The following is a 26,453-nucleotide window of genomic DNA, read 5'->3' on the forward strand; positions in this document are numbered from 1 at the left end:
AAGTAGGACGGATTGTTTTGAGGAGTGAAGTTATTAATGGCAGAAGAAAAAAATCAAGTTGAGTTAAATCACGAAGATGTTGCTTTTTTAGAAAAAGAGCTTCGGCATATATCAGGGATTATCAAACAGAGAGGGCGACAAATCCTTAATTCTTATACGATAACGCCTCCCCAATTTGTGGCACTTCAATGGCTTTTTGAAATTGGAGACATGACAATCGGGGATTTATCTAATAAAATGTATTTAGCTTTTAGTACCACAACGGATTTAATTGACCGTATGGAGAAGAGCGAATTGGTCCAGCGAGTAAGAGACGAGCAAGATCGTCGTGTCGTACGGATACATTTATTAAAAGAAGGCGAACGAATCATCGAAGAAGTAATTGACAAACGACAGCAGTATTTAAAAGACGTGCTAAAACAATTTGATCAAGACGAAGCAACAGCATTATCAACTTTATTAGCAAAATTACATCAAGAGATGAAAAAGAACTGAGGAATTGACGTGAAAGCCCCAATCGGTGTGATAGACTCTGGTGTGGGAGGTTTGACAGTTGCAAAAGAAATTATGCGACTACTTCCCAACGAAGAAATTATTTATATAGGTGATACAGCTAGATGTCCTTATGGACCTAGAACTGGCAGTGAAGTTCGTAAATTCACATGGCAAATGGCAATTGCCTTGTCTAAAATGAATATAAAAATGCTCGTGATAGCATGTAATACTGCGACAGCAGTGGCTCTTAATTCGCTAAGTAAAAAAATGCCATTTCCTGTAATTGGCGTTATTTTCCCAGGTGCAAGAGCAGCTATTAAGGCAACTAAAAAAAACGAAATCGTAGTCTTAGGTACAAGCGGTACTATTAAAAGTGGGGCGTATGAAGAGGCGATTGCTGCCTTAAATACATCAAGTAAGGTAATTCCCCTTGCTTGCCCTACTTTTGTGCCAATTGTAGAAAGTAATGAATATGAGGGAGATTTTGCTCACAAAATGGTTATAGAGGCTTTAGAGCCCTTAAAATCAGAGCATTTTGATACAGTAATCCTAGGTTGCACACACTATCCCTTACTACAAAAACATATCGAGAGTGTTGTTGGAAAGAACGTGCATGTTCTCTCCTCAGCCGAAGAAACTGCCCAGGATGTACTGGAGTACTTAGAGTATCATCATTTACAGAACCCTATTAAAGAAGCGAAGGAGCCGATTTTCTATACAACCGGATCTGTTCCTATCTTTAAAACAATTGTAGAAAAGTGGTTAGAAATGTCGAACGCAGATGTTAGAACAATTTCATTTAATTGACCCTGTTAGGAGAATCCTCAAATAGCGGGGTTTTCTTTTGCTCAGGTGAGAAAAAGGAGAAAAATATGATTAGATTTGATGGAAGAGAACCAAAACAGCTTAGAAATGTAACGATTGAAACAAATTATTTAATGCATCCAGAGGGCTCAGTATTGATAACGGTTGGTAATACAAAGGTAATTTGTAATGCAACAATAGAAGATCGAGTACCACCTTTTTTAAGAGGACAAGGCAAGGGCTGGATCACTGCAGAATATTCTATGCTGCCACGTGCAACAGAATCACGCACTCAGCGTGAATCATCCAAGGGGAAGGTTACAGGTCGTACAATGGAGATACAGCGTCTAATTGGACGAGCATTGCGCTCTGTAGTGGACCTTGAAGTAATAGGCGAAAAAACAATTTGGGTAGATTGTGATGTAATTCAAGCGGATGGTGGAACTAGAACTGCAAGTATAACTGGAGCATTCGTTGCTTTAACGATTGCATTAGGAAAACTCTATGAACAAAAGCAGCTGGCTAAGTTCCCGGTAGTAGAATTCTTAGCTGCAACAAGTGTAGGAATCGTCGATGAAATTGGTGTCGTTCTTGATTTGAATTATGTGGAAGACTCTTCAGCATCTGTTGATATGAATATTGTTCAAACTAGCGGCGGTGAGTACGTGGAATTACAAGGTACCGGAGAAGAAGCAACCTTCTCGAAAAAAGAACTATTAGAGCTTCTTGAATTTGGAGAAATAGGTATTCAACAATTAATGGATATCCAACGATCTGCATTAGGAGACCTTGCATCTAAAATTGGAGAGAAAGGATTGATAACCGAATGAAAAAAATTATTATTGCAACAAAAAATAAAGGAAAAGCAAAGGATTTTGAAGCATTATTCAACCCATTAGGGTATGAGGTTCTGACTTTACATGACGTTGCAGAGGACATGGATGTAGAAGAAACAGGAACTACATTTGAAGAAAATGCACTTTTAAAAGCTACTGCCTTGGCTGAACATTTACAGTCAATCGTCATTGCAGATGACAGTGGGCTGGAGGTAGACGCACTGGATGGGCGTCCAGGCATCTATTCTGCTCGTTATGCTGGGGAAGAGAAGAGCGACGAGGCAAACATTACAAAACTGCTAGAAGAGCTTAGAGACACAAAAGAATCCGAAAGAACAGCCCGCTTCGTTTGCGTGATTGCTGTAGCATCACCAACTATGGAACCTTTTACTGTTAGAGGAACATGCGAAGGTGCCATTGCTCAAGAGAGAAAAGGAAACAACGGTTTCGGATATGACCCTGTATTCTTTGTTCCATCCGAGAATAAAATGATGGCTGAGCTTTCAGCTGAAGAAAAAGGAGCAATTTCTCACCGAGGAAATGCTATCAAGCAATTACAATCCAAATTAACCGCTTTATTATAAGGTGGTGAATTTTCTTGAAAATATTAATTATGAGTGATACACATAAGGATACTGTAACGATGGAAGAGGTAATTCAAGTCCATCAAGATGAAGTACAAGCCATAATTCATTGTGGAGACAGTGAATTAGATGCCTCTTACTTTGAGGGGAAATCCATTTTCATTGTTGGAGGTAATTGTGATTACGATTCTAGCTTTCCCGAAGAGGAACTCATTACTTTGGACAATGAAAAGATTTTGGTGGTACATGGACATCGTCACCAAGTAAAATCTACAATATTGCCACTGAGTTACAGAGCGCAGGAAGTGGGCGCTACTGTAGTCTGTTTTGGCCATTCTCATATGCTAGGTGCAGAGTTACAAAACGGTATCCTGTTCGTCAATCCTGGAAGCCTACATAAGCCAAGGGGACGCAAAGAAAAAAGTTATGCTATCGTAGAAAAGAAAGAAAACCTTTGGCAAGTTCTATTCTTTTCTTCGGAACATAAACTGATTGAAAATGTTAATTTAAAAACTTCTTGAAATACCGTTGACATTTTTTTGTTATGATTATATAATAAATCTTGTCTTTCCTATCTGTGTGGTGGGGGAGTACTTGGTCTCAGTAGCTCAGCTGGATAGAGCAACGCCCTTCTAAGGCGTCGGTCGGGAGTTCGAATCTCTCCTGGGACGTAATTAATGTAATTGAATAGGTTTTAAAAATGATCAAACGCTTTAAAATGTTGTTTTACCAACATTTTAAAGCGTTTTTTCTATATATTTAACATTAGAGGATTTTATTATATTTTGAATACCAATACTACATATTTGTAACATATTCTATAGCCTCCGTCTGTATTAGAAGGGGAGTATCTAAAGATTTTTTCCTCCTTTTTAGTCATTTCTTTTAACACTAGAAAATAATAATTAAATGCGTTTCTACATCTTTATGACCAGCCTTTTCGGATACAAATTGTACAATCACTTCTCATAACAATGTAAGCAAAAAGCATAGCATTCAGGTATTGAATATCAAATTTACTAGCAGGATTGTTTAATAGTTATATAGAATTATTTGATATCATATCTTTGGAGGTGCTCACTTGTTTAAACCAATTGAAAATAGGATTGATACAATTTTTGTTCATGTGTCGGATTTAGAACGTTCAATAAAATGGTACAGTGAATTACTTGGGTTGCAAGTAAGAGAAGGGAATCATATAGGACCTGTATATACTTTAAATATGGGTGACAGACGCCCTGGAATAACCCTTGATAACCATATTTTTGAAGAAAATTATAAATTTATCCCATCAAATCAGCCACTCTTTAATCTTAGTGCTTCTGACATTAACGCAGCGTTTGCCCATGTCACTAAAATGGGTGCGGAGATAGTAACTGAAATTATTATTCATCCTGATTTAGAAGAGTTTTCCTTTAAAGATCCTGATGGCAATATCATAATGGTATGTACTTGTATCAGTTAAATACGAGCGAGTGCTTTGGTTAAGGTTATTTTAAATGTAAAGGTTTATTTATAGTAAAATTGCATGTTGACACCACCACTACATCTGATTAAATAAATTCACTTAATATGGATATTTAAGTAAAACAATGTAGATTTCATGGTGGTTTACTATTTAAACTAACGAGGCAGTTTTTGGCGAAATTTTCTTTTCATTTGTAAAAGAAATTGTAGAAGAGGATTTCCAATACTATAATGTTTTTTATTATGGAATATAATGGTAAAATTGCACTGAGTTTACCCTCAGTGCAATTTTTTTACTTATAATATTCTATACACCATGTAATAGCATAAGCAATGCTGGAAGCCACTATTGTTCCTGCAAATAAATATATAGGAAATGCAGGATGAAGATAAATGTGACTTGTGAAAAGTATCATAATTACCATTGCCGACATTACAGTCAGTGTAAAAGTAACATGAGAAGCCTTGGTTGCTTTATTGGTGATGATCAACTCCCGTTCATCAGCTTCTTGAAACTCTCCGAATTTCAAAAGGATGTCAGCCCGTTTTCTTGGTTTTAATTTTACAGACAGAATGGAGTGAAGCAACATTAACAAGATGCTGATTATAAATGGCCATAAACTAAATTTCACGTTAACTAAAAGTATTTCACCGTTTGCCAAACCCCGTTCAAATTCGTCCATTAACCAGATGTTTTCAAACGCAAATGCCACTGCATATGCAAATACGCTTATAACAATGATCTTGCTGATACTTTCAAATAAAACAATCTTCACTTGCCATCCCCCTTATAAAAGATTTTCTCAATCGGCTCCTGAAATACTTCAGATATATTCATTGCCAATAACAGCGAAGGGACATAGGTCCCTTTTTCCAGTGAGACAATGGTTTGACGTGTTACACCTACTTTTTCCGACAAGTCCTTTTGCGTAAGGTTGGATCTAGCCCTCAGTTCTTTTAATCGATTCTTGACCTCCATTTTTTCCCTCCCGCGATTCATTTCATTAAATGTAAAGTATACCGGACATAAAGTAAAGTATTTCTTACCTTGAAATGGATTTCAATTTAATTGCCAAGGTTTTCGACCACATCATTTCTGATAATTAGTAATGAACTATATATTTAGGGAATGAGTGATAAATAAATCAGTTGAGAATATTAAAAAGGATGAGTAGTGGTGAAATTAGGAAACAGGAGAGTTTTTTTAATTAATTGACTTATCGTATACATTTGTATACAATAACGTTAGTATACAAATGTATACGATTGGAGGTTCTTAAATGAAAAATGAATCCCATAGAGGTAGACGTGGTGGCCGTTGCGAAGAAGGAAATGAACAGGACGGTAAGCATGATTTAAGAAGAGGTGCCAAAACGTTTCGACGAGGTAGAGCTCTTGCCTTTTATGAAATGATGAATACCAAATCTACTTCTTTGAAGAAACAGTTAGAAACACCTGAATTGCAATCAATTAATCCAGTTTTAGTGGGTGAGTTGAAAGCGGTTGAGATGTTAATGGATGAGTTTGCACAGTTATTTGAATTAGTAGAAGTTGAAGAAAGTCAGGCGTCTGAGTCTGGTATAGAATCGCAGGATTTAGAAACAAAACAATAACTTTCAAATTTAATAGTAATATATCATGGAGGGATGACAATGTTCGTACAAATTCGCAAGTGGACAGTGACAGAAGGAAATTCAGATAAGGTGCTGGAGCGTTTCAAGAAAAAACCAGATCAAGGACCTTCTTTAATAGAGCAACGTGAAGGTTTTATCAGCCGTGAGCTGTTAGTGAAAAATGTTCGTCGCGGTGAGGAAGAAGTAGTGATGATTATACGCTGGGAATCTGAAGAAGCATGGAAGGCATGGGAGAAGAGCCCTGAGCATATTGCAGGACACAAAAATAAAATTAAAGAGCATGGTGGAAAACCACCTAAGCCTGAGTATGTGATCTCTACTGAGCATGGTAATTATTCAATAGTTGAATAAAATAGAATGTACACGAGCAAGTTGACTAAAATCAACTTGCTCTTTATGTTTGGATTATATTATGAAATAGACAACGTAAAGAAATACAAAAAATTTAGTACATGATAATATATAATTTAATTTACAATATAAACCAATAAAGGGAGTGGGAGAATGGGAGATATTTTTAAAATCCCTAAAAAAATGAGGGGTTTATTTTATGCTATTATTATTTCTATTTTAATATTGCTTGTAGGTTGCTCACAAGGGAATTTAATTTCTGCTGAACCAATTGATATTGGAGTGGTGGGTGAAGTGTCACTTCCTGAATACGATAATGTCACCTACACTTCTATCAGTGTAGAAGAAATATTGACGAATGATATTATAAAGGAAACATTTCAATTACTTGTAATTGGTGAGGATTATCTAGAGAGTGTATCAGAAAAAGAATATATTGATGCTTTTTATGAAAAGGAATTGACAGTCCTATTCATGAAGTCTGCTAAGGGACATATTCCTTTTATGGAGCCGGTCACACTTGATTTACCTAAAACCTATCATGATTACAATGATGGGCCAAGAAAAACAATAATAATAACAGAGTATAAAAAAGACTCTCCCCTGACTTATAAGTCTATGGACTATAGTGAAGAAACATTTATTAAAGAGGACTTTGAAAATATCTTCCGTCGTTTTTACAACGAAAATAGGTAAAGAACTTAGTTTGGTTTTTAAATTGAAGGGCGTATTCGGGATTCTATTCCGAGTACGTTCTTTTTTTAGTTAAAACATTAAGCAAAGCTGGCGTTCATTTCCATCAAGCATGAAATCAATAGCAAAGTGAATATGTGAGGAGTTAAATTGAACATTATTTAAGTCAGTTTGCTATAAAAAATTTAATTTGTAAATTTACATTTCATCCTTATAAACACTTCGAAAGTTGTCAAAACTGGTAAGTATTATAAAACGTTAGAAGGTATGAAAATGAAAAGAGTCGGACCGATTAGTATTATACATATTGTTGCCTTGTCAATGACCATGATTGGACTAAAAAATCATGTGACAATTTTACCTCCCATTTTAAAAATTGGAGGTAGAGATGGATGGATGTCCGTCATTTTAGCAACGATTATTATATTTGGGTGGATTTTTCTACTTTATTATGTTCATAAACAAATAGGTCAGCAAAAGTTAACCCAATGGTTAAAAGAAGCGATAGGTCCCAAAATGAGTACTCTATTTCGATATGTTGTAAGTATTTTCTTAATCGTATTGGCTGCAGTAACGATGCGAGAAGCTATTCAATGGATGAAAACAACATTTTTACCTACCACGTCAATTCTTGTTTTATTAATAATTTATATTGTTTTGTGCATCCTATTAGCTACTACTAACATTCAAACTATAGCAATCCTAAATGTTATTGTTTTATTTGGTGTATTAGTATTAGGTTTTTTTGTAGCATTCGTCAATATTCAAGTGAAAGATTATTCATTATTAAGGCCATTTTTGGAACATGGATGGGAGCCCGTGATTAAAGCGACTGTTTATCCTGCGGCCGGATTTGTAGAATTGGTACTGCTTCTATTTTTACAGCAGCATATGAAGGAAAAGATGAAATGGTATCATTTTGCCATAATATTGTTTTTGTTAATGGGTCTAACTTTGGGACCATTACTTGGCGCTATTACAGAGTTTGGACCAACAGAGGCAGGTAAGCAAATCTATCCAGCCTATGAAGAATGGGGTTTAGTGTCAATCGGTCAGTTTATCGAGCATTTAGACTTTTTTTCAATTTATCAATGGTTGACAGGAGCATTTATTCGAGTGGGACTTCTCCTATTCATTGCTATTGAGCTGCTTAATATAAAAAAAGTTAAGCATGTATGGTTTATCATTACTCCAGTGTTCATCGCAATATGCCTAGTTTTAACCATAATAAGTGACAATTTATTTCTTAACTTTAAAGGTAATTACTTTCTGATAATAACTTTCATATTCTTTTTTATAGTATCCATTTTCTTGTTTATCGTAGCTTTATTTAATAAAAACAAAAAGAAAAAGAAGAAGAAAAAGAAAAAGAAAAAGAAAAAGAAAAAACGTAGGGAAGTGAGTGAAGCATAGTGAAGCCGACAGAGGAAGCACTGGATCTTCAAACATACAAAAATCTATTTAAAAAGAATGCAGATGTAGATTTTCAATTGTATACTTATGGACAATATAAAGTTCATTTTATCACTTGTGACTCTATGGTAAATCTTCAGCTTTTGAATGAAGTCATTGTCCCAAGAGTTCAAGAGACATGTGCACAGGTAGAGCAAACACCGCTTGAGAAAACAATATTAGAGAAACTTCATATTCCTGAACTAAAAATACTAAACACGAAGGAAGAGGTTATTACAAAGCTGTTTAATGGTTATTTAATACTATTTTTTGAAGATGAAAATCTTACATTTTCAAGTAATATATCAAAGAAGCCCAACCGAAATCCAGAAGAGTCTAGAATGGAAGTACTTATTAAGGGACCAAGAGATAACTTTATAGAGGATATTTCGGTTAATATTGCTTTAATAAGAAAAAGACTACCAACAAATTCCTTAAGCGTAGAAAAAATGGAAATAGGCAGAAGGTCTAAGACAACTGTCGCCATACTCTATATGGAAGACATTGCCAGCAAGGAAATACTTCAGGATATTTTAAAGCAGTTAAATGAAATTGATGTAGATATTCTCTTTGGTGGAGAGTTATTAATGGAAAGAGTGAACAAGAGATCACTTGTATTTCCGAAAAATGATTATACAGGAAGGCCAGATTTTGCAATGCAAGCGTTAGTAAGGGGAAGGTTTCTTATATTAGTAGATGGAGTTTCCTATGTTGTTATTACTCCGGTGAATTTATTTTTGCTTTTAAAGGCTGGCGAGGATATAGAATATCCAGTTGCTTTTAGTACTGCAGAAAGGCTATTGAGAATAGTAGGTCTTATGGTAGGTGTAGCCTTGCCAGCTTTTTGGTTAGCGTTAACTACTTTCCACCAGGATCAAATGCCTTTTCAATTACTGGCAACAGTAGTCCAAAATAATACAGGCCTTCCGCTCCCTTCTGCTCTAGAGATGCTTATAATGTTAATCATGTTTGAGCTTTTTAGAGAAGCGGGACTACGATTACCAAGTGTAATAGGGGGAACCATTAGCGTAGTTGGAGGTATAATAGTTGGGGACGCTGCGATTAGGGCAGGTTTGACAAGTCCGGCAATGATTGTTGTTATTGCTATATCTACCATCGCTACTTTTACACTAGTCAATCAATCCCTTGTTACTGCCGTTAGTGTTGTACGAATCATTATGATTCTTATTACATCTTTTCTTGGCTTATTTGGATTTTTTGTCTCCTTATATCTTTTACTTCTTTACTTATCAAACATTAGAATATTCGGTGTGTCTTATATGAATATTGCGACAGATCTCAGCTGGGCAACCATTAAAAAATCTTTATTTAGACCACCGGCTATTGATTATAAGGACCGTCCAAATTCACTAGATCCGCAGGATTCTACTCGATTAGGGGGAGCAGAAGATGAAAAGAAGAATTAAACAATTTTGCATTATCTGTTGCCTTCTTCCTTTATTAACAAGCTGCTGGGACGCGGATGAGCCAAACAAAATACGATATATCTATGGGGTTGGTATAGATTACAAAGATGGAAAATATGAGATATATGCTCAAATTGTAGATTTTATTAATATTGCTAAAACGGATCAACCAATTCAGGATGCTATCCAAGCGGAAGTAGGCAGGGCTAAGGGTAACACCGTAGAAGAGGCTTTCTTTGAGTTATACCAATCCATGGATTTAAAGCTTTTTTGGGGACATATGACGTATTTAGTTTTTTCGGAAGAAGCATTAAAAGAAGGGCGAGCTAATACGATCATAAACTCTTTTTTACGATACCGAGAGATTAGATACCAAACGTGGATTTATGCAACGAAAGATTCTGTAGAGGATGTATTGTTGCTCGATCCATTATTCAATAATGCATTGACCAGACTTAAGCTTGCAGATCCGATGAACTCCTATCAGCAAGAGTCTTTTATAGAACCGATAGATTTTCGAAAACTAGTTATCCGTTTAAACGAACCTAGTCACGAAGTGAACATACCATATATAAAAATAGATGACAAATGGAATTCTAATAAAGAAAAAGATAAATTGCCAAAATTTGACGGTATTGGTATTCTTACACCAAAGGATCTTAAAGGATTTGTAACAGGGGATAAAATTAATGGTCTACAATGGATGTCCAAGGAAACAAAAAGAGGTGAAATCACAGTTCCTCGGGAAGATGAATTTGTTACAATTGTAATAGATAATCTGAAAATAGATGTAGAGCCAAAAATACAAGGGGAAGAAGTAAAATTTGATATTAAACTAAATATGAACGCTTTATTAAGTGGTTTTGAAGGTACAATAACAGAGAAGGAGGTACGTTCTTTTGTTAAGAAGCAAATAAAAAAAGAAGTTGAAGAAACTTATCTAGAAGGATTAGATATAGATGTGGATATATATCGATTATCAGAATATATGTATCGAAAAGATCTAGAGGCTTGGAAAAAGGTCCAAAAGGATGGAAAAGTACCGTTAACAGAGAACTCGATTAGTAATCTTACCGTAGATGTCAATAAGGTATACTCAGGTAGAAAATCATTCAGAGAAACTGTCGAATAGATTAATGATTATTTGATTAGGTGCAGAATCTCAGCAGGGAATTTTACAATATTTTAGAGGTAGTGCGATATAGAGTAAGGATAAAGTTGAGTTCCTTTCCAATTATTTTATAAAAAAAATTGAATTCCTATTGACTTTATCCTATTATTATTAGATAATATATATTGTCTTTCCAATATTTTATTAAGGAAAGAAAATATTGTCTCAGTAGCTCAGCTGGATAGAGCAACGCCCTTCTAAGGCGTCGGTCGGGAGTTCGAATCTCTCCTGGGACGTACAGTTAAACACAATTCAAGCTTTGATGTGACAGGGCTTGATACAGATAAAGGATGCTAACACAGATTATACCACTGTGAAAGTATCCTTTTTTTGTCCCTACACTGATTCTTCCCTCTTAAATATATGGAGGAATCAGTGTGACAAAGACAAACAGTATTTTTGAAGTAAGCACAAAAATTAGCTTATTTCAACTCGCAGTAAAGCAACAACCCATTAAAAAACAAGGTAACACTTAGAGAGGTAATGGAGATCTTGTAGTAGCAAATGCAGTTAAGTGGATTTAGAGAAAGAACAATTACAGACTACAATGGATACATAAAACTGATTAGAGATTACAAAAGTAGATTTTAAAAAGGATATTACAGCAGATACAGTGTAATTGTGGTTGAATCCCATAAGGGTATCCAATCAAACAAAGCTTACACACGACTAAAACATCTAAAAGCTATCTAAGGTTAACATTGGTGGAATAAGTCTAAGTTTTAGTAGAACATAATTGCATGATAGATAAAAATAATGTAGTAATCCACACCTATACAGGTATTGATAATTGGATGAAAATTTTAAAAACATTGTAGTGTTAAGGCGTATTAGAACCAAACTGTGAAGTAACTTAGGATAGAAAATAAGGGCACCTAATAGGACAACAATATGAGAAAAAAACCTATATCTCGAGAGATATAGGTAAGAAAAATTTAACTTCAATCCGTTTTTAATAGTGAATAAATATTGATGTCTATTAAGTTTCCTTTTGATTTTTCGTATTGTCTTAATGTTCCTTCAAATGTGAAATTTAATTTTTTTAAAACGTTAATTGAATTTACATTTGCAGGTTCTATTTTGGCTTCAATTCTATTTATTTTTAATGTTTCTAGAGCATAATTAATCAACGTGTAAATAGCCTCTGTAGCATATCCCTTGCCCCAATAGGTTTTAGCAATTTCATAACCTATTTCGGCCTTCTCATTTTCAAAGTCTATCGAATTTAAACCACACGTGCCAATTATTTCACTGGATTCTTTTTCAATTATACAGAAACGAATAGCTTTGCTAGATTGAGCCAATTCCTTAAACATTTCAATTATTTCTTCTGCTTGAACTTCGTGTGTAAAGCTAGAGATGTTCATGAATTTAGTAACATCTGGGTCAGACCAAATTTTAAATAAGCTAGGTGAATCTGATGTTTCCATTTTCCTTAAATGTAATCTTTGAGTTTGTAGTTCATTTATCAATACTTTTACCTCCAATTTTTTAATCAGTTGGATGAAAAATATTGCCATCTGCGCATAGTTCAGTCCCTTCGAGTTTAGTTTTATTATACATTGAGTCAACAATTAAAGGAACTTTAAAATAGAAAATCACAGCTTTTGCGGGCACTAGGCCCTAGAATTTTAGGGTGTCCTTAAAAAGGTAAGGGTTAAAGAATGATGATACAAAGTTCGTAACATAGCGTCGCAAATTAGTGTTCAAATTGCCGATTATTGATATTTTTCGAGTGTATGTATTCTAAGGTACTACGCGCCGTCAGGTTATACACAATCAAAGACAAACAGTATTTTTGAAGTAAGCACAGAAATTAGCTTATTTCTACAAGGAAGTAAGGCAACAACCCATTAAAAAACAAGGTAACACTTAGAGATGTAATGGAGATCTTTTCGCAGCAAAATGAAAGAAGTGGATTTAGAGAAAGAACTATTACAGACTACAATGGATACATAAAACTGTTTAGAGATTACAAGAGTAGATTTTAAAGTGGATATTACAACAGATACAATGTAATTGTAGATAATAATTATGGAGTAATCCACACCTATACCAGGGGGGATTATTGGGCAAAAATTTTAAAAACATTGTAGTGAAAAGGCGTATTAGAAACAAATTGTTAAGTAGAAAAGTTGAGAGCAGTGCAAAGGACACAATAAAAGGGACAACAATTGTCATCCCTAAAACTCAACTCCAATCTACCGGTGGTTTTACTAACTGCGCCTTCATTCCAAGCTCTTCAGCGGCAGCTAAAATAAATTCTTTTCTGAAGAAATAACTTTTATGGCTTACTATTTTTCCGTTTTCAATTTCTTGCTGCTGAATGTCGTGAATTTCAGCATTATCGTCTTCAGAAGTTAACACAACAATAACTGGTTTACCCCACAGATAAATTTCACGTGCTGTGTGACCAGGCAAACCAAATTTTAAAGAACCTTTCAACATTTCATCTTTAGAAAATTCCTGGAATCCAAAGAAGGCTTCGTTTTGTGCTTGTTCACTAAATAGTCTTAACATACGTTTTAAATCTCCATTATTAAAGGCTTCTAAGTATGCTTGGATGGTTACGTTATGACTTTGTGTGGCTATTTTAGTTTTTGCTTTAGAGAAATCCAAAGAATCTATTTTTCTTCTCGCTCTTTGAACAGAGGAATATACACCACCTGGAGTGCTTTTGACAATCCCAGCTACTTCATCTGCATTAAACTGGAAAATATCCAACAATAGAAACGCTGCTGTTTGTTTAATAGTCAAATTCGACTCCAATGATATTAGAATTTCTTCCAATAATAAACGATCCGAAAAATCAGTGTTTTTCTCAGGTACTTCATCTAAAGTTCCTATTTCCCGTTTAAGTTTTCTACACTGATCGAGCCAAGTGTTTGTTGCAACTTTGAATAGATAGTATTTTTTGTTAGTAATCTCACTCCAACGTTGTGGGAGTAATCCAAAGGATTTAATCATAGTCTCTTGATAAAGATCCTCGCCATCCCAAGGAGAACCGGTAACATATTTACAATAATTCCAAAGGTCTGCTGAGTATTCAGAAACTATCTCTTCAAATTCATCTCTTAATTTTCGAGCTTCATCCACAAATATTTTGTTAATGTTTTTGCTTTCTTCCATATAGCTACCCTCCTAATGTTCTTCAATTAATAGACGTTTGAGAATAGAAAAATTATACGACTTAATATAAATAATTTAAAGATGATGCGAGAATAGTGAGACTATCTACTAAACCGTTCGTAGAGGTTACATTGCATTTGATAGTTGATCATCAATCCTTCGTAACACTTAGAAAAGTAATATTAAAGTCAAATTTAGGAGATAAAATTTGTAATAGTTTAAGGAAGTTTTAAAAGAAGTTGGACTTACCCATTGAATAAACGAATAAGTACAAATTACTTACATAAAACAATCATCTTGCAAGATAGGTAATTAAAATTATAACTGAACTAAAGAAAGCGAGTGCATGGTGAATATACCAACCTAAGTATATTTATATAAGGTGCTTACAGGTTATAGTTTTCTTTTTTTAGTTAAAATTAAAAATATTCTAAAAATAAAAAAGGGTTTTAACGAATAATGTAGAAATTAGAAGTGTAAGACAAAATATCAAGGAAATGGAAGTGTTTAATTCGTGAAAAAGAAAAAATCGATGTTTTCAATTTTAGGTGTTTTATTAGTTTTGAGTTTATCGTTTGGAACAAGTGCTAGCGCACAAGTACCTGCACCGGAAGCTGGCGGCGGTACTCCTATAAAATGCATTCCAGGTAAACCTTGCCCTATTGGACCGTAATGGTTTATTACAGAACACCAAATTCTATCAAAATAGAATTGGTGTTTTTTTTATGTCTTAAAAAGTACAACCTCTCGATATTTTATTGGTAAAGAAAGTTCTATTGGAGATTAATCTTTTATTTTCTAGACCTACTCATTCCATTTCGTGTGATTGGTTTATATTCTTTGTTTTAGAAAAAAATTCAGTAAAGACTATATTTTTAAAAGACCAACTTTTTAACTTATGTTTACAAAAATTCTCCGTAATTATATATCTATGTCTTATTTGAAGTTTCTTGGCGAAGTTGTCTAAGCTCTCGTAACACTTAATATACACTTCTGGAGATGGTTTTTCTATTTAGGAAACTTAATCCACCTTTAAGATAAATGAATGTGTATTACACCTTTTTTATTTGCCTCATATTATTTGTATATCTATCTTTCCATAAGAACAACATAATATGAATACTTAGAAAGGAGTGTTTAAATGCCAGATCGTAAGCCGCCACATGAGCAACTGACCGTAAAAGACAATGGATTGACTTCAACTCAAGAGGTTTTGTACCAGCAAGAATTTAAAAAGGCTGATAAAGCTACATCAAAAAATGATTAACAGAAAAGGTAAGTTAACTTACTTTTATAAAGAACACCATGCTTTTAAAAAGCGTGGTGTTTTTTGTCTTCTTGAAAATATTTTATTTTCCTGACACGATAAATTAATAATTCATATATAAAGTTTGTATAACTTATTTTAAAATAACCTTATACAAAAGGTTTGACTTTTGTATAAGGTTTGTGAATAATTAAATAAAATAACCAAACATCCAAACATCCAAACATCCAAACATCCAAACATCCAAGCTAAAAGTATAGACAGGTTAAAAGAAAAGAGAAGGAGAATGTACAATGCCAAATAGTAAAAAGAAAGTCGTGGTAATAGGAGCAGGTGTTGCTGGATTAGCGAGTGCTATTCGTCTCCAGCATGCAGGATATGAAGTAGAGCTATATGAAAAGGAGGCATTACCTGGGGGGAAAATGCACCGAATAGACATGAATGGTTATCAATTTGATCTGGGGCCAAGTATTGTCATGATGCCTGAGCTATACCGAGAAGTGTTTGAACTAACTGGAAGAGATCCCGACGATTACATACCTATGCAAAAAGTGGACCCAATGTATTCTACGTACTTTGGAGCAAAAGCACAGGAAAAATATGATATTTCTTCTGATTTGATTGAGTTGATGAAAACACTGGAGAATATTTCTGAGGAAGATTCGAAGGGATTTTTAAAATATTTACAGGAAATATACGAGCGTTATCTTGTAGCAAAAAACCATTTTCTTCAACGACCTTTTCGAAATTTTACGGATTTTTATAATCCAAAAACGATTCGACAAATGTTTAAGTTAAAAACGTTTGATAGTGCAGACCATTTTATTGGGAAATACGTAAAAAATGAGCGTATTAAACAAATTCTTAGCTTTCAAACTTTATACATAGGAGTGTCACCTTACAATGGACCTTCTTTGTATACTATTATTCCAATGATTGAAATGCTCTACGGAGTTTGGTTTATCAAGGGTGGAATGTATACAATGGCTTCTTCGATGGAGCGTTTGTTCAAGGAATTAGGTGGCAAAGTTTACTACAATGCATCTGTAGATGAGGTGCTTATAAAAGAACAAAAAGCTTATGGTATTCGCGTCAATGGAAAAGAAATTCTAGCTGATTACGTTATGTGCAATGCAGACTTTCCTTACGCTATGAAGAATTTAGTGAAGGATACTAAAGCGAAGGGAAAATATACAGATAAAAAAATCGATAGTATGAAATACTCGTGTTCGTGCTTTGTTATGTACTTAGGAATGGATCGGAAATACGAGGAATTAGACAATGTACACAATTTCTTTATAGCCGATGAGCTAGAAAAGAACTTAAACGATATTTTTGATGGTAACAAGCTAGAACAGCCTTCTTTCTATGTATACGTTGGCTCTAAATTAGACCCAAGTCTGGCACCAGAAGGAAAGGATGGTCTGTATATCCTTGTTCCAGTTTCTGAGCTATCTTCCTCGAAATATGAATGGACCGATGAGACGGTTCAATATTATCGAAATAAAGTAATGCAGTCATTAAAGAATGTTAAAGGATTCGAAAATATTGAAGAAGAAATAGTCGCAGAAACTTATATGACTCCTAGGGATTTTGAGTCTAAGTTCAATGCTTATAATGGTGCTTGCTTTGGGCTACAACCAACTCTTACACAAAGTAATCACATGAGACCGCAGAGCAAAGCAAAAAACTGTGAGAATCTGTACTTTACTGGAAGTAGTACTCATCCGGGTGCAGGAGTACCGATAGTTTTACTATCTGCAAAAATTGCTACCGAAGAGTTGCTTTTAGATGATGGAATTAAAGAAAAAAATGAAGCTGGTTTACCAGAACTTGTGACAAATTAAAAGATTCTATTTATATAAAAATAGAGTGAATACTTGATAGTTTTCAAATTTCGAAAAGATAGAAGGAGGCGAAAGATTTGGTTGCAAAAAGGGTCTCACCTATAGAAGATTCCTATCGCTATTGTGAAGAAATGATTAAACGTAACTCGAAAAGTTTTTACTTTGCATTTAAACAATTGTCAAAGGAGAAAGCAAATGCAGTATTTGCAATCTATACTTTTTGTAGGAAGGCTGATGACAGTGTCGACGAAAACAATACAAAGGTTAGCCAGAAGGTATCATTAGATCAGTTAGAAGCAGAGTTACGGTTATTCGAGCAAGGCAAGGAAATCGACCATCCGATGTGGCTTGCGCTTCGGGATGTATTTAATCGATACAATATGGATATAGCGCCTTTCTATGACCAATTGAAGGGTCAAAGAATGGATATTGATTTTAAAAAGCCAAAAACCCTCTTAGAACTAGAGAATTATAGCTATTATGTTGCTGGAACAGTTGGGTTAATGCTTTTACCTATAATTGCTGAGGATTCAACATTAGATTTAAGGGAGCAGTCTATCAGTCTTGGAATAGCTATGCAAATTACTAACATTCTTCGTGATATCGGGGAAGATTACAGTAGGAAGAACCGAATTTATCTACCAGAATCTTTATTAAAATCAGAGTTATATAGTGAGTATGATTTGAAAAACGCAAAAATAAACATCCAATTCATTCGAATTTGGGAGTTATTAGCTCATCGTGCAGAAGAATTATATGATCATTTCTATGAATCAATCTTTTACTTTGATGAGGATAGCCGTTTTCAGGTGCTACTTGCTGCTAGAATCTATCGTGGCATATTAAATACAATCCGTAAAAATGATTATGACTGTTTTCACACTAGAAATTTTGTATCCCCTCTAGAAATGAAAAAAATTCATCAAGCAACTTGCTTTGATATGAAAGGGCAGGTGTCATCTTAATGAGCAAAAGTAAAAAAACTGTAGTTGTAGTCGGAGGTGGTCTAGGGGGTTTATCTGTAGCTATTTCTCTTGCTCAAAACGGCTATTCCGTTTCCCTTTATGAGAAGAACAAACATTTAGGAGGCAAACTGAATCGGTTGGAGCAGGAGGGATTCGGGTTTGATTTAGGCCCATCCATTCTCACTATGCCACATATCTTTGAAAGAATATTTAAGCGCAGCAACCGCGAAATGTCAGATTACATTTCTGCCTATAGATTAGAGCATGAATGGCGGTCTTTTTTTACAGACGGAACAACAATTGACCTTTACGGAGACCTTGAAAAAATGGCACAGGAAAACCTGAACCTCTCAGCAAAGGATATGAGGGAATACCAAGAATTTCTTCATTACGCTAAAAAGATTTATGATGTGACAGAAGAAGGGTATCTTGGAAAAGGGTTGGACAGTACAATGGATGTGTTTCGGCAGCATGGTTTTATAGAGTCACTAAGAGGCTTTGATTATTTTTCGACTATGTATGATGCTATAAAGAAAAGAGTGAGCAACCCTAATTTACGTACGATGCTTTCTTATTTCATCAAATATGTTGGTTCCTCCCCATATGATGCACCAGCTGTGTTAAATATGATGATTTACATGCAGCATGCACAAGGTGTTTGGTATGTTCCAGGAGGTATGCATGGAATTGCAAGTGGAATGGTGAAGCTTGGGAAGGAGCTTGGTGTATCCTTCCATACTGGAGAAGAAGTGAAACGTTTACATAGAGATGGAGATAAACGAATTGCTGCAGCAGAGCTAGCGGATGGTAAAAAGGTAACAGCAGATTATTTTATCTCTAATATGGAGGTCATTCCTGCATATGAAAAATTATTGGAGGAAGAGCCAAAGTATATAGAGAAGCTAGAAAAGAAATTTGAGCCCTCGAGCTCGGGGTTAGTGTTGCATCTAGGTGTGAATAAATTATACCCACAGCTTGCCCATCATAACTTTTTCTTTTCCGATAACTTAAAGGAGCAAATGGATCAAGTCTTCCATCGCTATGAGCTGCCCCAGGATCCAACAATATACTTAGTGAATACAAACAAGACTGATCCGAAACAGGCTCCAAAGGGTCACGAAAACATTAAAATATTGCCTCATATTCCTTATCTCCAGGACCAGCCATTTACTGAAGAAGATTACATGGCTTTAAGAGAACGAGTGCTCATTAAGCTAGAAAATATGGGATTAGAAGGTCTTCGGCAGCATATTGTCACTGAAGATATGTGGACCCCACATGATATAGAGCGAACGTATTATTCACACCGTGGCTCTATTTACGGGACGGTTTCCTCTAAAAAGAAAAATCATGGGTTTAAAAATGCAAAGCATAGTGAGCTATATGACAATTTGTACTTTGTTGGTGGTACTGTCAATCCGGGTGGGGGAATGCCAATGGTTACACTTAGCGGTCAGCAGGTTAGTGAGATGATTTTGGAGAGAGACAGAAAAGAGTCATAAGGAAGAGGTGGGGCTAATGATAGACGTTCTGTTCATAATTGCATTAGCAATAATCATTATGGCTATAGTGTGTGGTTTTCTTATGCTATGGAAAATCCCTCTCTCGGGACAAACGGACAAAGAGCTATCTGGAAAGCCTACTATATCTGTGATAATCCCAGCAAGAAATGAGGAGGGGCGATTACAGCCATTGCTCGAGTCCTTACAAATACAATCACTTATCCCAAAGGAGATTATAGTAGTCGATGATGAATCTACAGATAAAACTGTACAAATTGCAAAAAAGTTTGGGACTATAGTTAAACAAACTAATAAAAATTACCAAAGATGGAAAGGAAAATCCGCAGCTTGCTGGATAGGTTCTGAGGCAGCTACTGGTGAATGGTTATTATTTTTAGATGCTGATGTAAGGTTAGAACATAAGGATAGTTTGAAATCTTTGGCTATAAGTTTTCAGGCGCAAGGCGCTAGAGGGATTTTATCCATTCAGCCTTATCACAAGGTCCATAAACTTTATGAAAACTTTTCGGCTATCTTCAATATTATGGTGATGGCAGGTATGAATCTATTTACTTTTTGGAGTAATCGATTACAAGGTGCAGGAGCATTTGGTCCATGTATTTTGACTACAAGAGCGGATTATATGGAGTCAGGCGGACATTTTGTGGTAGGAGAAGCAATAATGGATGATTTTGTGCTTGCGAAAGCCTTTAGAAAAATTGGTCTTCCAGTTCATTGTTTGGGGGGAAGGGGTGTACTTCATTTTCAAATGTATCCAGAAGGCATGAAGTCACTTGTAGAAGGCTGGTCAAAGAATTTTGGAACAGCTTCCCAGTCGACCCATCCGTTTGTTATGACACTTATTAGCATATGGATGAGTGGAGGTTTCCTTCCATTAGCTTTGTTTATAACGGCTGCTTATGTTAATTCTCTAACATGGATTTTCATAGCTCTAATTTGCTATGTTGGATTCATGACTCAAGCTTATTATCTCGCTAGTCGGACGGGTAATTTTCAGTTTTATATGTTTATCTTTTATCCTATTCTATTCTTCTTTTTTACTGGTGTTTTTATGTGGTCCCTATTTCGAACTAAGGTGTTACGTGCAGTCACATGGAAGGGTAGAAAAATCAGATTGTAGGGGTGGTTGATTTCAAATAATACATCTCCCTATATTTTGGACTATTTTAATAGATATTGGAGCATGGGCATTTTTTCATATTGTGATTTCGCTTTCCATGGCAATAATTCCTGTTCATTTTTTTGAAAAAGAAAATTCTTTATATAAATTAAGGAAATGGGAAAAATCAGGTGAATTATGGGAACGACTTTTTAGTGTAAGGCTGTGGAAGCATTTAATCCCTGATGGATCAAAGATAATACGAAAGGGATTTGAAAAGAACATCCTGGCTAGCAACGATAAACGTTATCTTAAACTTTTTGTTATTGAGACTAAAAGAGCAGAGTTGACCCATTGGGTTTCAATCTTGCCGGCCGGCCTATTTTTCCTTTGGAATCCTGCATGGGCAGGCTGGATTATGGTAGCATATGCTCTTTTGTTTAACTTACCAATTATTATAGTTCAACGGTATAATCGTCCTCGTATAGAAAGGTTTCTGTCTAGAAAGAGAAAAACTAGAGTTACTAAAGAGGTTGTCTTAAAGTAGGCTTTAATTCTTTAGATTTCCTATATAAAGAAAAGACCTATCACTAGTACAATCAAGTGATAGGTCTGTTTATTTTTTTCTATTTAATGGAACGAGCAAGCTCGCTAAAAATGACCCCTAATCCAAAAGCACCTGCATCTGGATAACCAAGACTTCGTTCACCTACTGTTCCAGCACGACCCATACGAGCTACAATGTCTTTGGTCTGTTCTGCACCTAAGACTGCAGCAGCAGCTCCTTGTTCAAATGCTCGCTTAAATGTTGTGCTAGATGAACTGCTATCCATCCATGAATCTGCACAAGGTATTAACGCATCAATCAATGTTTTATCTCCAACTTCTGCCCCTCTACCAAATGAACGCTCTCCAGTCGATTGAATTCCTTTCACTGCCTCTTGTAGCATTTCAGCAAACTCAGCTATAGTTAATTCCATCTTGCCATCTGTTATTTTTCCAGCCGCACGGAAAGCAGAGCCCCAAATTGGTCCTGATGCCCCACCGCAATACTCCATAATAACGAGAGAGCATGAGTGTAAAAAGGAACCGATAGTAAGTTCGGGCTGTTGAATAATATCACTCCATTCTCGCTTCAATTGCTTGAATCCTTTTGCAACACTCATTCCGAAATCTCCATCTCCAGCATGAGAATCTAACTCACAGAAAGGTACTTCATTATCTATTATTACTTCACTCATTTTATCTACAAGGTAGATCATGTTGGGTAATGATAATCTTTCATTTTGAATCACAGAAAAACCTTCATTAGTTTCTGTTTTAAATGAGACTGGCTTTTCGCTTTCTTCCTCAATAACTTCAATATATTCGACGGAATCAATCGGTCCAACTATTTTAAAAGAGGGTGTATCACTAGGACTAGACAGTAAGTTTTTTAATTCATCGTCTAACTTCATGAAAGTAAGGGAGGCACCAGCCATATCAATGCTTGTCATATAATTGCCTACAAAAACGCGATTCACCTTAATATTTTTACGTGATAGCACTCGTACAACTGAATTATTTAACAAATACAATTCCTGTAGTGGAGTTGCACCAAACCCATTGACTAATACCGCAATCTCATCCTTTTCATTCACGCCGAGGTCTTTTAAAAGGTCCATGGTCATTCGCTCTGCCAATTCATCTGCGGAAAGCATTTTCTCTCTCTTTATTCCTGGCTCACCATGAATTCCTACTCCGTACTCTATTTCATCCTCTGCCAATTTAAAGGTTGGCGTACCTTTTGCAGGTACAGTACAAGAGGTAAGAGCTATACCTATGCTCCGTACGTTAGCTGCAGCTTTTTCCGCTGTCTTTTTAACCTCTAATAGTTCTCTACCTTCTTCGGCAGCAGCACCTGCAATCTTATGAACGAAAACAGTACCTGCAACTCCGCGTCTACCTACAGTATAAAGACTGTCTTCTACTGCAATATCATCATCTACCTTTACGTATTCAACGTGAATGCCATCCTCAGAAGCTAAAGCAGCCCCATTTTTAAAATTCATCATATCGCCACTATAATTTTTAAGAATCATCAAAAGACCTTTTTGACCAGCCGTAGCCTTAATGGCTTGATAAACCTGTATTTGAGAGGGTGAAGCAAATATATCTCCACACACAGCAGCATCCAGCATACCCTTACCAACAAATCCAGCGTGGGCGGGCTCATGTCCACTACCGCCACCACTAATAATACTTACCTTGTTGTCATCGATAGCTTTCTTTTTAATAATTTTGTACTTCTTTAAAAATTCTAGCTCTGGATGTGCTAAGACTAATCCATTACACATTTCCATCACAAGGTTTTCAGGTTGGTTCATGATTTTTTTCATATGTATTGCTCCTTATATAACTAATTTAGTTCTGCATTAATGTAGCATACTAAATTATAATACAACTATTGAAAGCTATCCAATAACTCGAGGGAAATAAAATTTTGAAAATTTAAATATTACGAATATAATAGAATTAAAGAAAAAGAAAGTTGGTGTTTTCTAGAGGGTAAGTATAATACATAAAATTTATATTCAAATGAGTTAAATTCATAATTCCAATAATTATAAAGAACACGAACAATCGAGAAGAGAATAATGATATCTAAATGCTGTCAACGAGTAAAATGTAATTGATTTACGCTTTAGGGGGACGCTTTCCGTGGGGTGAGTGATAAGCCATCACCGCCTGCAGCTCCAATTACTCGTAGAGCAAGGCTCGTGTTTACTGGTAAAGTACTATTATGAAATTAACTAAACTAGGAGGAATTTATGGGAAATACACTAATCCAAGCAGATGACACACTTACACTTTGGGGAATCATTGTTATCGTTGCTTCATTGAGTATTTTTTTGGAGCAGAGATTTAGCTGGGCGGCGAAAATAACTGGTGCCATTATCGCTTTATTGATAGCCATACTCTTATCTAACACGGGGATTATACCAACTGAATCCGCTGTTTATGATTCGGTATGGAGCATTATTGTTCCACTTGCAATACCATTACTATTATTTCATGTGAATATTAAAAAGCTGTTTAAGGAAAGCGGCAGACTTTTAATGATATTTTTAATAAGTTCGGTAGGTACTGTTGCTGGAACAATTATAGCATTTTTTATATTAAAGGATCATATACCATTACTCAATAAGCTGGCTGCTATGTTCAGTGCTAGCTACATAGGTGGAGGGGTTAACTTTGCAGCAATGTCTGCTAAGTTTGAAACGCCGGGGGAGTTAGTTTCATCGGCGGTAGTTGCAGACAACTTAAATATGGCGCTTCTTTTTGTTATATTAATGGTTATTCCTACTATGCAATTTTTCCGTAAAAAGTATAAAACACCACATATAGATGAGTTAGAATCTCAAAGTAATAAGGATCAAGTAAATCAGTCAAAAGCCTATTGGAAGGCGAAGGAGATATCCCTAAAGGATATAGCTTTGTCGGTAGGAACGGCGTTTGCATTAGTTATTTTAGCAAAAAAGGTATCTACTTGGTTTGATACTCTTATTCCTTCTGGAGAAGATGTAAACTTTCTACTAAACCTGTTAAACGGATTAATAGGAGATCAGTATTTAATGTTAACGACATTCACTTTCCTAGCTCTTTTACTGTTTCCTAAATTCTTCGATTCATTAAGTGGGAGCCAAGAAATTGGAACCTATCTCATACATATTTTCTTTGTAGTGATTGGTATTCCTGCTTCAATTCCATTAATCATAGAAAATGCACCGTTATTGCTAATTTTTGCTTTTATCATTGTAGCAATCAACTTAATCGTATCTTTGGTAGGGGCGAAGGTCTTTAAATTTGAACTTGAGGAAACACTGTTAGCAGTAAATGCAAATATCGGCGGTCCCACTACAGCCGCAGCACTGGCAATTGCAAAGGGATGGAGTAATCTAGTAGGACCAATCTTAATTGTTGGAACACTGGGATATATAATTGGAAACTACGTGGGTACTTTCTTAGGACTGTGGTTAGAGGGCTTTATGTAAAATAATTTTATAAAAATAGCATTGCAGTCGCAATGCTATTTTTTTTGGTTAGTACAAAATAAATAATACCTTGCATTATTAGGTAATATAATTTATAAATAATAGTAAGGTGGTGTAAAAAATGGAAATAAATAAAGAGGTGTTGAAGGGGCATATTGATACACTCATATTATCTCTGTTACAGAAAAACGATCGCTATGGATATGAAATCGCTAAAATCGTTCGAGAGAAAAGTAACAATCTTTTTGAACTAAAGGAAGGAACACTTTATTTGTCTTTAAAAAGATTGGAGAAAAACAATTGGATAGAGTCCTATTGGGGTGATGAACAAGGGCCCGGTGGAAGAAGAAAATATTATAAGCTTACTTCCCTTGGAGAAGTGGGCTACAAGGAAAAATGCAATGAATGGTTATTTGTAAAAAAAATAATGGATTCTTTTTTGGAAGGAGGAGATTAATTTGAAACAAGTAGATTTATTTGTTAATTCTGTTTATCAAAACACAAAAGGAAATAAGAAAGAGATTCTTGAAATGAAAGCTGAGATGAGAACTCATTTATTAGAAGCTGTCCATGATTTAAAACAAGAAGGTATAACTGAAGAGGAAGCTGTTAAAATAGCCATATCCAGATTCGGAGAGGAAAAAGAAATTCGTACCATTCTTGGTGAAATGTTTAAAGCCCAACAAGTATTTGCTAAATGGATTTTATATTTATCACTAGCTTTCCTTGTTTTATTTTTATCGGTTTTTGGTTGGCTTTGGCAAAATGCAGAAGAGCAATCGTCTCAAATATCTAATGTAGCAACAGAGATAGCAACAGTTTTAGAAAACAAAACTACTATTACACCTGAAATGATAATGGCGATAGAGAACTCTATAATAAAAACTGATTTCATAACTACTGTTAAGATATTTGATGTGAGGGGAGTCAAAGAGGGTGAGAAACCTGGCGACTACTCGAATGTATTTGAATATGTTGAAGAAGCAACTCCAGACTATAAATTTAATCAAGCAGTTTGGTCCCCTGAATGGCTAAAGCCAGCCTTTTATCCATATGGGAATGGAGATGATCAGTGGTTCGTTAGTATGGAGCAAAGAGTGTTTAGTAAAGTGATGACAATCATTTTATTTGTGGGAGTAACAATCTATTGGACTTTGTTCACAATTTGGGCAACCATCAACGCTTATCATCAGAAGAGGTTAAATATTGCTTGGATTATCATATTTGCTTTATCGAATATTTTTGGCTTTTTAGTATATTATCTAGTTGGTAAAAGAAAAGTTATGGCTTAAAAAAATTTAAAAATAAACCTATAGAGGAAGAATGATGTATGGCAAATACTCCTTCTTCCTTTGTTTTTGTTGAGAAATTTGAACTAATATATACTCTAATATTAGAAAAAAGACTAAATAACTAATTCGTTTATATCAATTCAAAGGAAAATTTAGAATATTAGGCATTTAGTCATTCTAAAGATTTTAAAATATCAATTATTTGACTTCTATAATATTCGCAATGTAGAATGACAAAATGACGTAAAAGTATCAAGAGACAGTGAAGGTATAATGTTGGTTTTTAAAGGAAATCTCATTCGAATTATTTGAAAGCGTTTTTGTTTGCTGTCTTACAAGATAAGTGAAACGAGCAGGCAAAGTTAAGTCAATAAATATATGCA

26 protein-coding genes and 2 tRNA genes are annotated in these 26,453 nt (G+C 35.1%); 23 read left to right on the forward strand and 5 right to left on the reverse strand.

Features of this window, described 5'->3' with window-relative positions:
- Window positions 1–36 precede the first annotated feature (36 nt).
- The 7 genes from H9650_RS05880 (at window position 37) to H9650_RS05910 (ending at window position 4,184) form a co-directional block, all read left to right on the forward strand.
- Entirely contained in the window at window positions 37–495 is a 459-nt protein-coding gene (locus H9650_RS05880; protein WP_144535545.1) for a MarR family winged helix-turn-helix transcriptional regulator, read from the forward strand.
- Between the two features lie 9 nt (window positions 496–504).
- Window positions 505–1,302 (forward strand): glutamate racemase, encoded by a 798-nt coding sequence (gene racE, locus H9650_RS05885; protein WP_144535547.1) that lies wholly within the window; start codon window positions 505–507, stop codon window positions 1,300–1,302.
- Window positions 1,303–1,367: 65 nt separating this feature from the next.
- A complete protein-coding gene (rph, locus tag H9650_RS05890) occupies window positions 1,368–2,129 on the forward strand; it encodes a ribonuclease PH (protein WP_151113597.1) in 762 nt (253 codons plus the stop codon).
- Window positions 2,126–2,719: an XTP/dITP diphosphatase gene (locus H9650_RS05895; RefSeq protein ID WP_144535551.1), complete on the forward strand. Its 594-nt coding sequence runs from the start codon at window positions 2,126–2,128 to the stop codon at window positions 2,717–2,719. Before rph ends, H9650_RS05895 begins: the two co-directional genes overlap by 4 nt.
- A 14-nt stretch (window positions 2,720–2,733) precedes the next feature.
- The gene (locus tag H9650_RS05900; protein ID WP_144535552.1) at window positions 2,734–3,240 is read left to right on the forward strand and encodes a metallophosphoesterase family protein; all 507 of its coding nucleotides are present in this window, start codon (window positions 2,734–2,736) and stop codon (window positions 3,238–3,240) included.
- Window positions 3,241–3,316: 76 nt separating this feature from the next.
- Window positions 3,317–3,390 (forward strand) — tRNA-Arg (locus H9650_RS05905).
- Window positions 3,391–3,800: 410 nt separating this feature from the next.
- Window positions 3,801–4,184, forward strand: a complete 384-nt coding sequence (locus H9650_RS05910; RefSeq protein WP_144535553.1) for a VOC family protein — start codon at window positions 3,801–3,803, stop codon at window positions 4,182–4,184.
- A 295-nt stretch (window positions 4,185–4,479) separates the two neighbouring features.
- On the opposite strand, the gene H9650_RS05915 is transcribed toward H9650_RS05910, so the two are convergent.
- The gene (locus H9650_RS05915; protein ID WP_144535555.1) at window positions 4,480–4,962 is read right to left on the reverse strand and encodes a hypothetical protein; all 483 of its coding nucleotides are present in this window, start codon (window positions 4,960–4,962) and stop codon (window positions 4,480–4,482) included.
- Window positions 4,959–5,165 (reverse strand): helix-turn-helix transcriptional regulator, encoded by a 207-nt coding sequence (locus H9650_RS05920; protein WP_144535557.1) that lies wholly within the window; start codon window positions 5,163–5,165, stop codon window positions 4,959–4,961. The genes H9650_RS05915 and H9650_RS05920 overlap by 4 nt, the downstream gene beginning before the upstream one ends.
- A gap of 301 nt (window positions 5,166–5,466) precedes the next feature.
- Between H9650_RS05920 and H9650_RS05925 the strand changes: the two genes are divergently transcribed.
- From H9650_RS05925 to H9650_RS05955, 7 genes are all read left to right on the forward strand, one after another.
- Window positions 5,467–5,799, forward strand: a complete 333-nt coding sequence (locus H9650_RS05925) for a hypothetical protein (protein WP_144535559.1) — start codon at window positions 5,467–5,469, stop codon at window positions 5,797–5,799.
- 39 nt (window positions 5,800–5,838) lie between these two features.
- Complete coding sequence (locus H9650_RS05930; RefSeq protein ID WP_144535561.1) at window positions 5,839–6,171, forward strand: antibiotic biosynthesis monooxygenase family protein; 333 nt, start codon at window positions 5,839–5,841, stop codon at window positions 6,169–6,171.
- Between the two features lie 153 nt (window positions 6,172–6,324).
- Entirely contained in the window at window positions 6,325–6,867 is a 543-nt protein-coding gene (locus tag H9650_RS05935; RefSeq protein WP_144535563.1) for a hypothetical protein, read from the forward strand.
- 270 nt (window positions 6,868–7,137) lie between these two features.
- Window positions 7,138–8,277: an endospore germination permease gene (locus H9650_RS05940; protein ID WP_144535565.1), complete on the forward strand. Its 1,140-nt coding sequence runs from the start codon at window positions 7,138–7,140 to the stop codon at window positions 8,275–8,277.
- Complete coding sequence (locus H9650_RS05945) at window positions 8,277–9,743, forward strand: spore germination protein (RefSeq protein ID WP_191696791.1); 1,467 nt, start codon at window positions 8,277–8,279, stop codon at window positions 9,741–9,743. Before H9650_RS05940 ends, H9650_RS05945 begins: the two co-directional genes overlap by 1 nt.
- Entirely contained in the window at window positions 9,727–10,875 is a 1,149-nt protein-coding gene (locus tag H9650_RS05950) for a Ger(x)C family spore germination protein (protein ID WP_144535569.1), read from the forward strand. Before H9650_RS05945 ends, H9650_RS05950 begins: the two co-directional genes overlap by 17 nt.
- Window positions 10,876–11,076: 201 nt before the next feature.
- Window positions 11,077–11,150: transfer RNA gene (locus tag H9650_RS05955), tRNA-Arg, on the forward strand.
- Window positions 11,151–11,855: 705 nt separating this feature from the next.
- On the opposite strand, the gene H9650_RS05960 is transcribed toward H9650_RS05955, so the two are convergent.
- Complete coding sequence (locus H9650_RS05960) at window positions 11,856–12,386, reverse strand: GNAT family N-acetyltransferase (RefSeq protein WP_144535571.1); 531 nt, start codon at window positions 12,384–12,386, stop codon at window positions 11,856–11,858.
- 718 nt (window positions 12,387–13,104) lie between these two features.
- Window positions 13,105–14,043: an RNA polymerase sigma factor gene (locus tag H9650_RS05965; RefSeq protein WP_144535573.1), complete on the reverse strand. Its 939-nt coding sequence runs from the start codon at window positions 14,041–14,043 to the stop codon at window positions 13,105–13,107.
- A 1,141-nt stretch (window positions 14,044–15,184) separates the two neighbouring features.
- On the opposite strand from H9650_RS05965, the gene H9650_RS05970 reads away from it, so the two are divergent.
- The 6 genes from H9650_RS05970 (at window position 15,185) to H9650_RS05995 (ending at window position 21,291) form a co-directional block, all read left to right on the forward strand.
- Window positions 15,185–15,310: a YfhE family protein gene (locus H9650_RS05970; RefSeq protein ID WP_191696792.1), complete on the forward strand. Its 126-nt coding sequence runs from the start codon at window positions 15,185–15,187 to the stop codon at window positions 15,308–15,310.
- 293 nt (window positions 15,311–15,603) lie between these two features.
- Complete coding sequence (locus H9650_RS05975) at window positions 15,604–17,157, forward strand: phytoene desaturase family protein (RefSeq protein ID WP_191696793.1); 1,554 nt, start codon at window positions 15,604–15,606, stop codon at window positions 17,155–17,157.
- Window positions 17,158–17,234: 77 nt separating this feature from the next.
- Complete coding sequence (locus tag H9650_RS05980) at window positions 17,235–18,122, forward strand: phytoene/squalene synthase family protein (RefSeq protein WP_225215940.1); 888 nt, start codon at window positions 17,235–17,237, stop codon at window positions 18,120–18,122.
- Window positions 18,122–19,624, forward strand: coding sequence for a phytoene desaturase family protein (locus H9650_RS05985; protein ID WP_191696794.1), 1,503 nt, complete (start codon window positions 18,122–18,124; stop codon window positions 19,622–19,624). The genes H9650_RS05980 and H9650_RS05985 overlap by 1 nt, the downstream gene beginning before the upstream one ends.
- Before the next feature lie 16 nt (window positions 19,625–19,640).
- The gene (locus H9650_RS05990) at window positions 19,641–20,765 is read left to right on the forward strand and encodes a glycosyltransferase (RefSeq protein WP_191696795.1); all 1,125 of its coding nucleotides are present in this window, start codon (window positions 19,641–19,643) and stop codon (window positions 20,763–20,765) included.
- A gap of 97 nt (window positions 20,766–20,862) precedes the next feature.
- Window positions 20,863–21,291: a glycosyl-4,4'-diaponeurosporenoate acyltransferase CrtO family protein gene (locus H9650_RS05995; protein WP_225215941.1), complete on the forward strand. Its 429-nt coding sequence runs from the start codon at window positions 20,863–20,865 to the stop codon at window positions 21,289–21,291.
- Between the two features lie 79 nt (window positions 21,292–21,370).
- Here H9650_RS05995 and dhaK read toward each other — a convergent pair whose 3' ends face one another.
- A complete protein-coding gene (gene dhaK, locus H9650_RS06000) occupies window positions 21,371–23,122 on the reverse strand; it encodes a dihydroxyacetone kinase subunit DhaK (protein ID WP_191696796.1) in 1,752 nt (583 codons plus the stop codon).
- Window positions 23,123–23,554: 432 nt separating this feature from the next.
- Between dhaK and H9650_RS06005 the strand changes: the two genes are divergently transcribed.
- The 3 genes from H9650_RS06005 (at window position 23,555) to H9650_RS06015 (ending at window position 26,070) form a co-directional block, all read left to right on the forward strand.
- Window positions 23,555–24,778: a DUF819 family protein gene (locus H9650_RS06005; protein ID WP_151113603.1), complete on the forward strand. Its 1,224-nt coding sequence runs from the start codon at window positions 23,555–23,557 to the stop codon at window positions 24,776–24,778.
- Between the two features lie 121 nt (window positions 24,779–24,899).
- On the forward strand, window positions 24,900–25,235 hold the full coding sequence (locus H9650_RS06010; RefSeq protein ID WP_144535586.1) for a PadR family transcriptional regulator: 336 nt from the start codon (window positions 24,900–24,902) through the stop codon (window positions 25,233–25,235).
- 1 nt (window position 25,236) lies between these two features.
- Complete coding sequence (locus H9650_RS06015) at window positions 25,237–26,070, forward strand: permease prefix domain 1-containing protein (RefSeq protein WP_144535588.1); 834 nt, start codon at window positions 25,237–25,239, stop codon at window positions 26,068–26,070.
- The last annotated feature ends 383 nt before the right edge of the window (window positions 26,071–26,453 follow it).

This window comes from Psychrobacillus faecigallinarum, assembly GCF_014836595.1.
Classification (GTDB): domain Bacteria; phylum Bacillota; class Bacilli; order Bacillales_A; family Planococcaceae; genus Psychrobacillus; species Psychrobacillus faecigallinarum.

What these genes read in the sequence shown, in the direction of transcription:
- H9650_RS05880 (WP_144535545.1), top strand. Translation starts at nt 37, where the DNA reads ATGGCAGAAGAAAAAAATCAAGTTGAGTTAAATCACGAAGATGTTGCT.
- rph (WP_151113597.1), top strand. Translation starts at nt 1,368, where the DNA reads ATGATTAGATTTGATGGAAGAGAACCAAAACAGCTTAGAAATGTAACG.
- H9650_RS05895 (WP_144535551.1), top strand. Translation starts at nt 2,126, where the DNA reads ATGAAAAAAATTATTATTGCAACAAAAAATAAAGGAAAAGCAAAGGAT.
- H9650_RS05920 (WP_144535557.1), bottom strand. Translation starts at nt 5,165, where the DNA reads ATGGAGGTCAAGAATCGATTAAAAGAACTGAGGGCTAGATCCAACCTT.
- H9650_RS05925 (WP_144535559.1), top strand. Translation starts at nt 5,467, where the DNA reads ATGAAAAATGAATCCCATAGAGGTAGACGTGGTGGCCGTTGCGAAGAA.
- H9650_RS05930 (WP_144535561.1), top strand. Translation starts at nt 5,839, where the DNA reads ATGTTCGTACAAATTCGCAAGTGGACAGTGACAGAAGGAAATTCAGAT.
- H9650_RS05935 (WP_144535563.1), top strand. Translation starts at nt 6,325, where the DNA reads ATGGGAGATATTTTTAAAATCCCTAAAAAAATGAGGGGTTTATTTTAT.
- H9650_RS05940 (WP_144535565.1), top strand. Translation starts at nt 7,138, where the DNA reads ATGAAAAGAGTCGGACCGATTAGTATTATACATATTGTTGCCTTGTCA.
- H9650_RS05950 (WP_144535569.1), top strand. Translation starts at nt 9,727, where the DNA reads ATGAAAAGAAGAATTAAACAATTTTGCATTATCTGTTGCCTTCTTCCT.
- H9650_RS05965 (WP_144535573.1), bottom strand. Translation starts at nt 14,043, where the DNA reads ATGGAAGAAAGCAAAAACATTAACAAAATATTTGTGGATGAAGCTCGA.
- H9650_RS05970 (WP_191696792.1), top strand. Translation starts at nt 15,185, where the DNA reads ATGCCAGATCGTAAGCCGCCACATGAGCAACTGACCGTAAAAGACAAT.
- H9650_RS05975 (WP_191696793.1), top strand. Translation starts at nt 15,604, where the DNA reads ATGCCAAATAGTAAAAAGAAAGTCGTGGTAATAGGAGCAGGTGTTGCT.
- H9650_RS05985 (WP_191696794.1), top strand. Translation starts at nt 18,122, where the DNA reads ATGAGCAAAAGTAAAAAAACTGTAGTTGTAGTCGGAGGTGGTCTAGGG.
- H9650_RS05990 (WP_191696795.1), top strand. Translation starts at nt 19,641, where the DNA reads ATGATAGACGTTCTGTTCATAATTGCATTAGCAATAATCATTATGGCT.
- H9650_RS05995 (WP_225215941.1), top strand. Translation starts at nt 20,863, where the DNA reads ATGGCAATAATTCCTGTTCATTTTTTTGAAAAAGAAAATTCTTTATAT.
- dhaK (WP_191696796.1), bottom strand. Translation starts at nt 23,122, where the DNA reads ATGAAAAAAATCATGAACCAACCTGAAAACCTTGTGATGGAAATGTGT.
- H9650_RS06005 (WP_151113603.1), top strand. Translation starts at nt 23,555, where the DNA reads ATGGGAAATACACTAATCCAAGCAGATGACACACTTACACTTTGGGGA.
- H9650_RS06010 (WP_144535586.1), top strand. Translation starts at nt 24,900, where the DNA reads ATGGAAATAAATAAAGAGGTGTTGAAGGGGCATATTGATACACTCATA.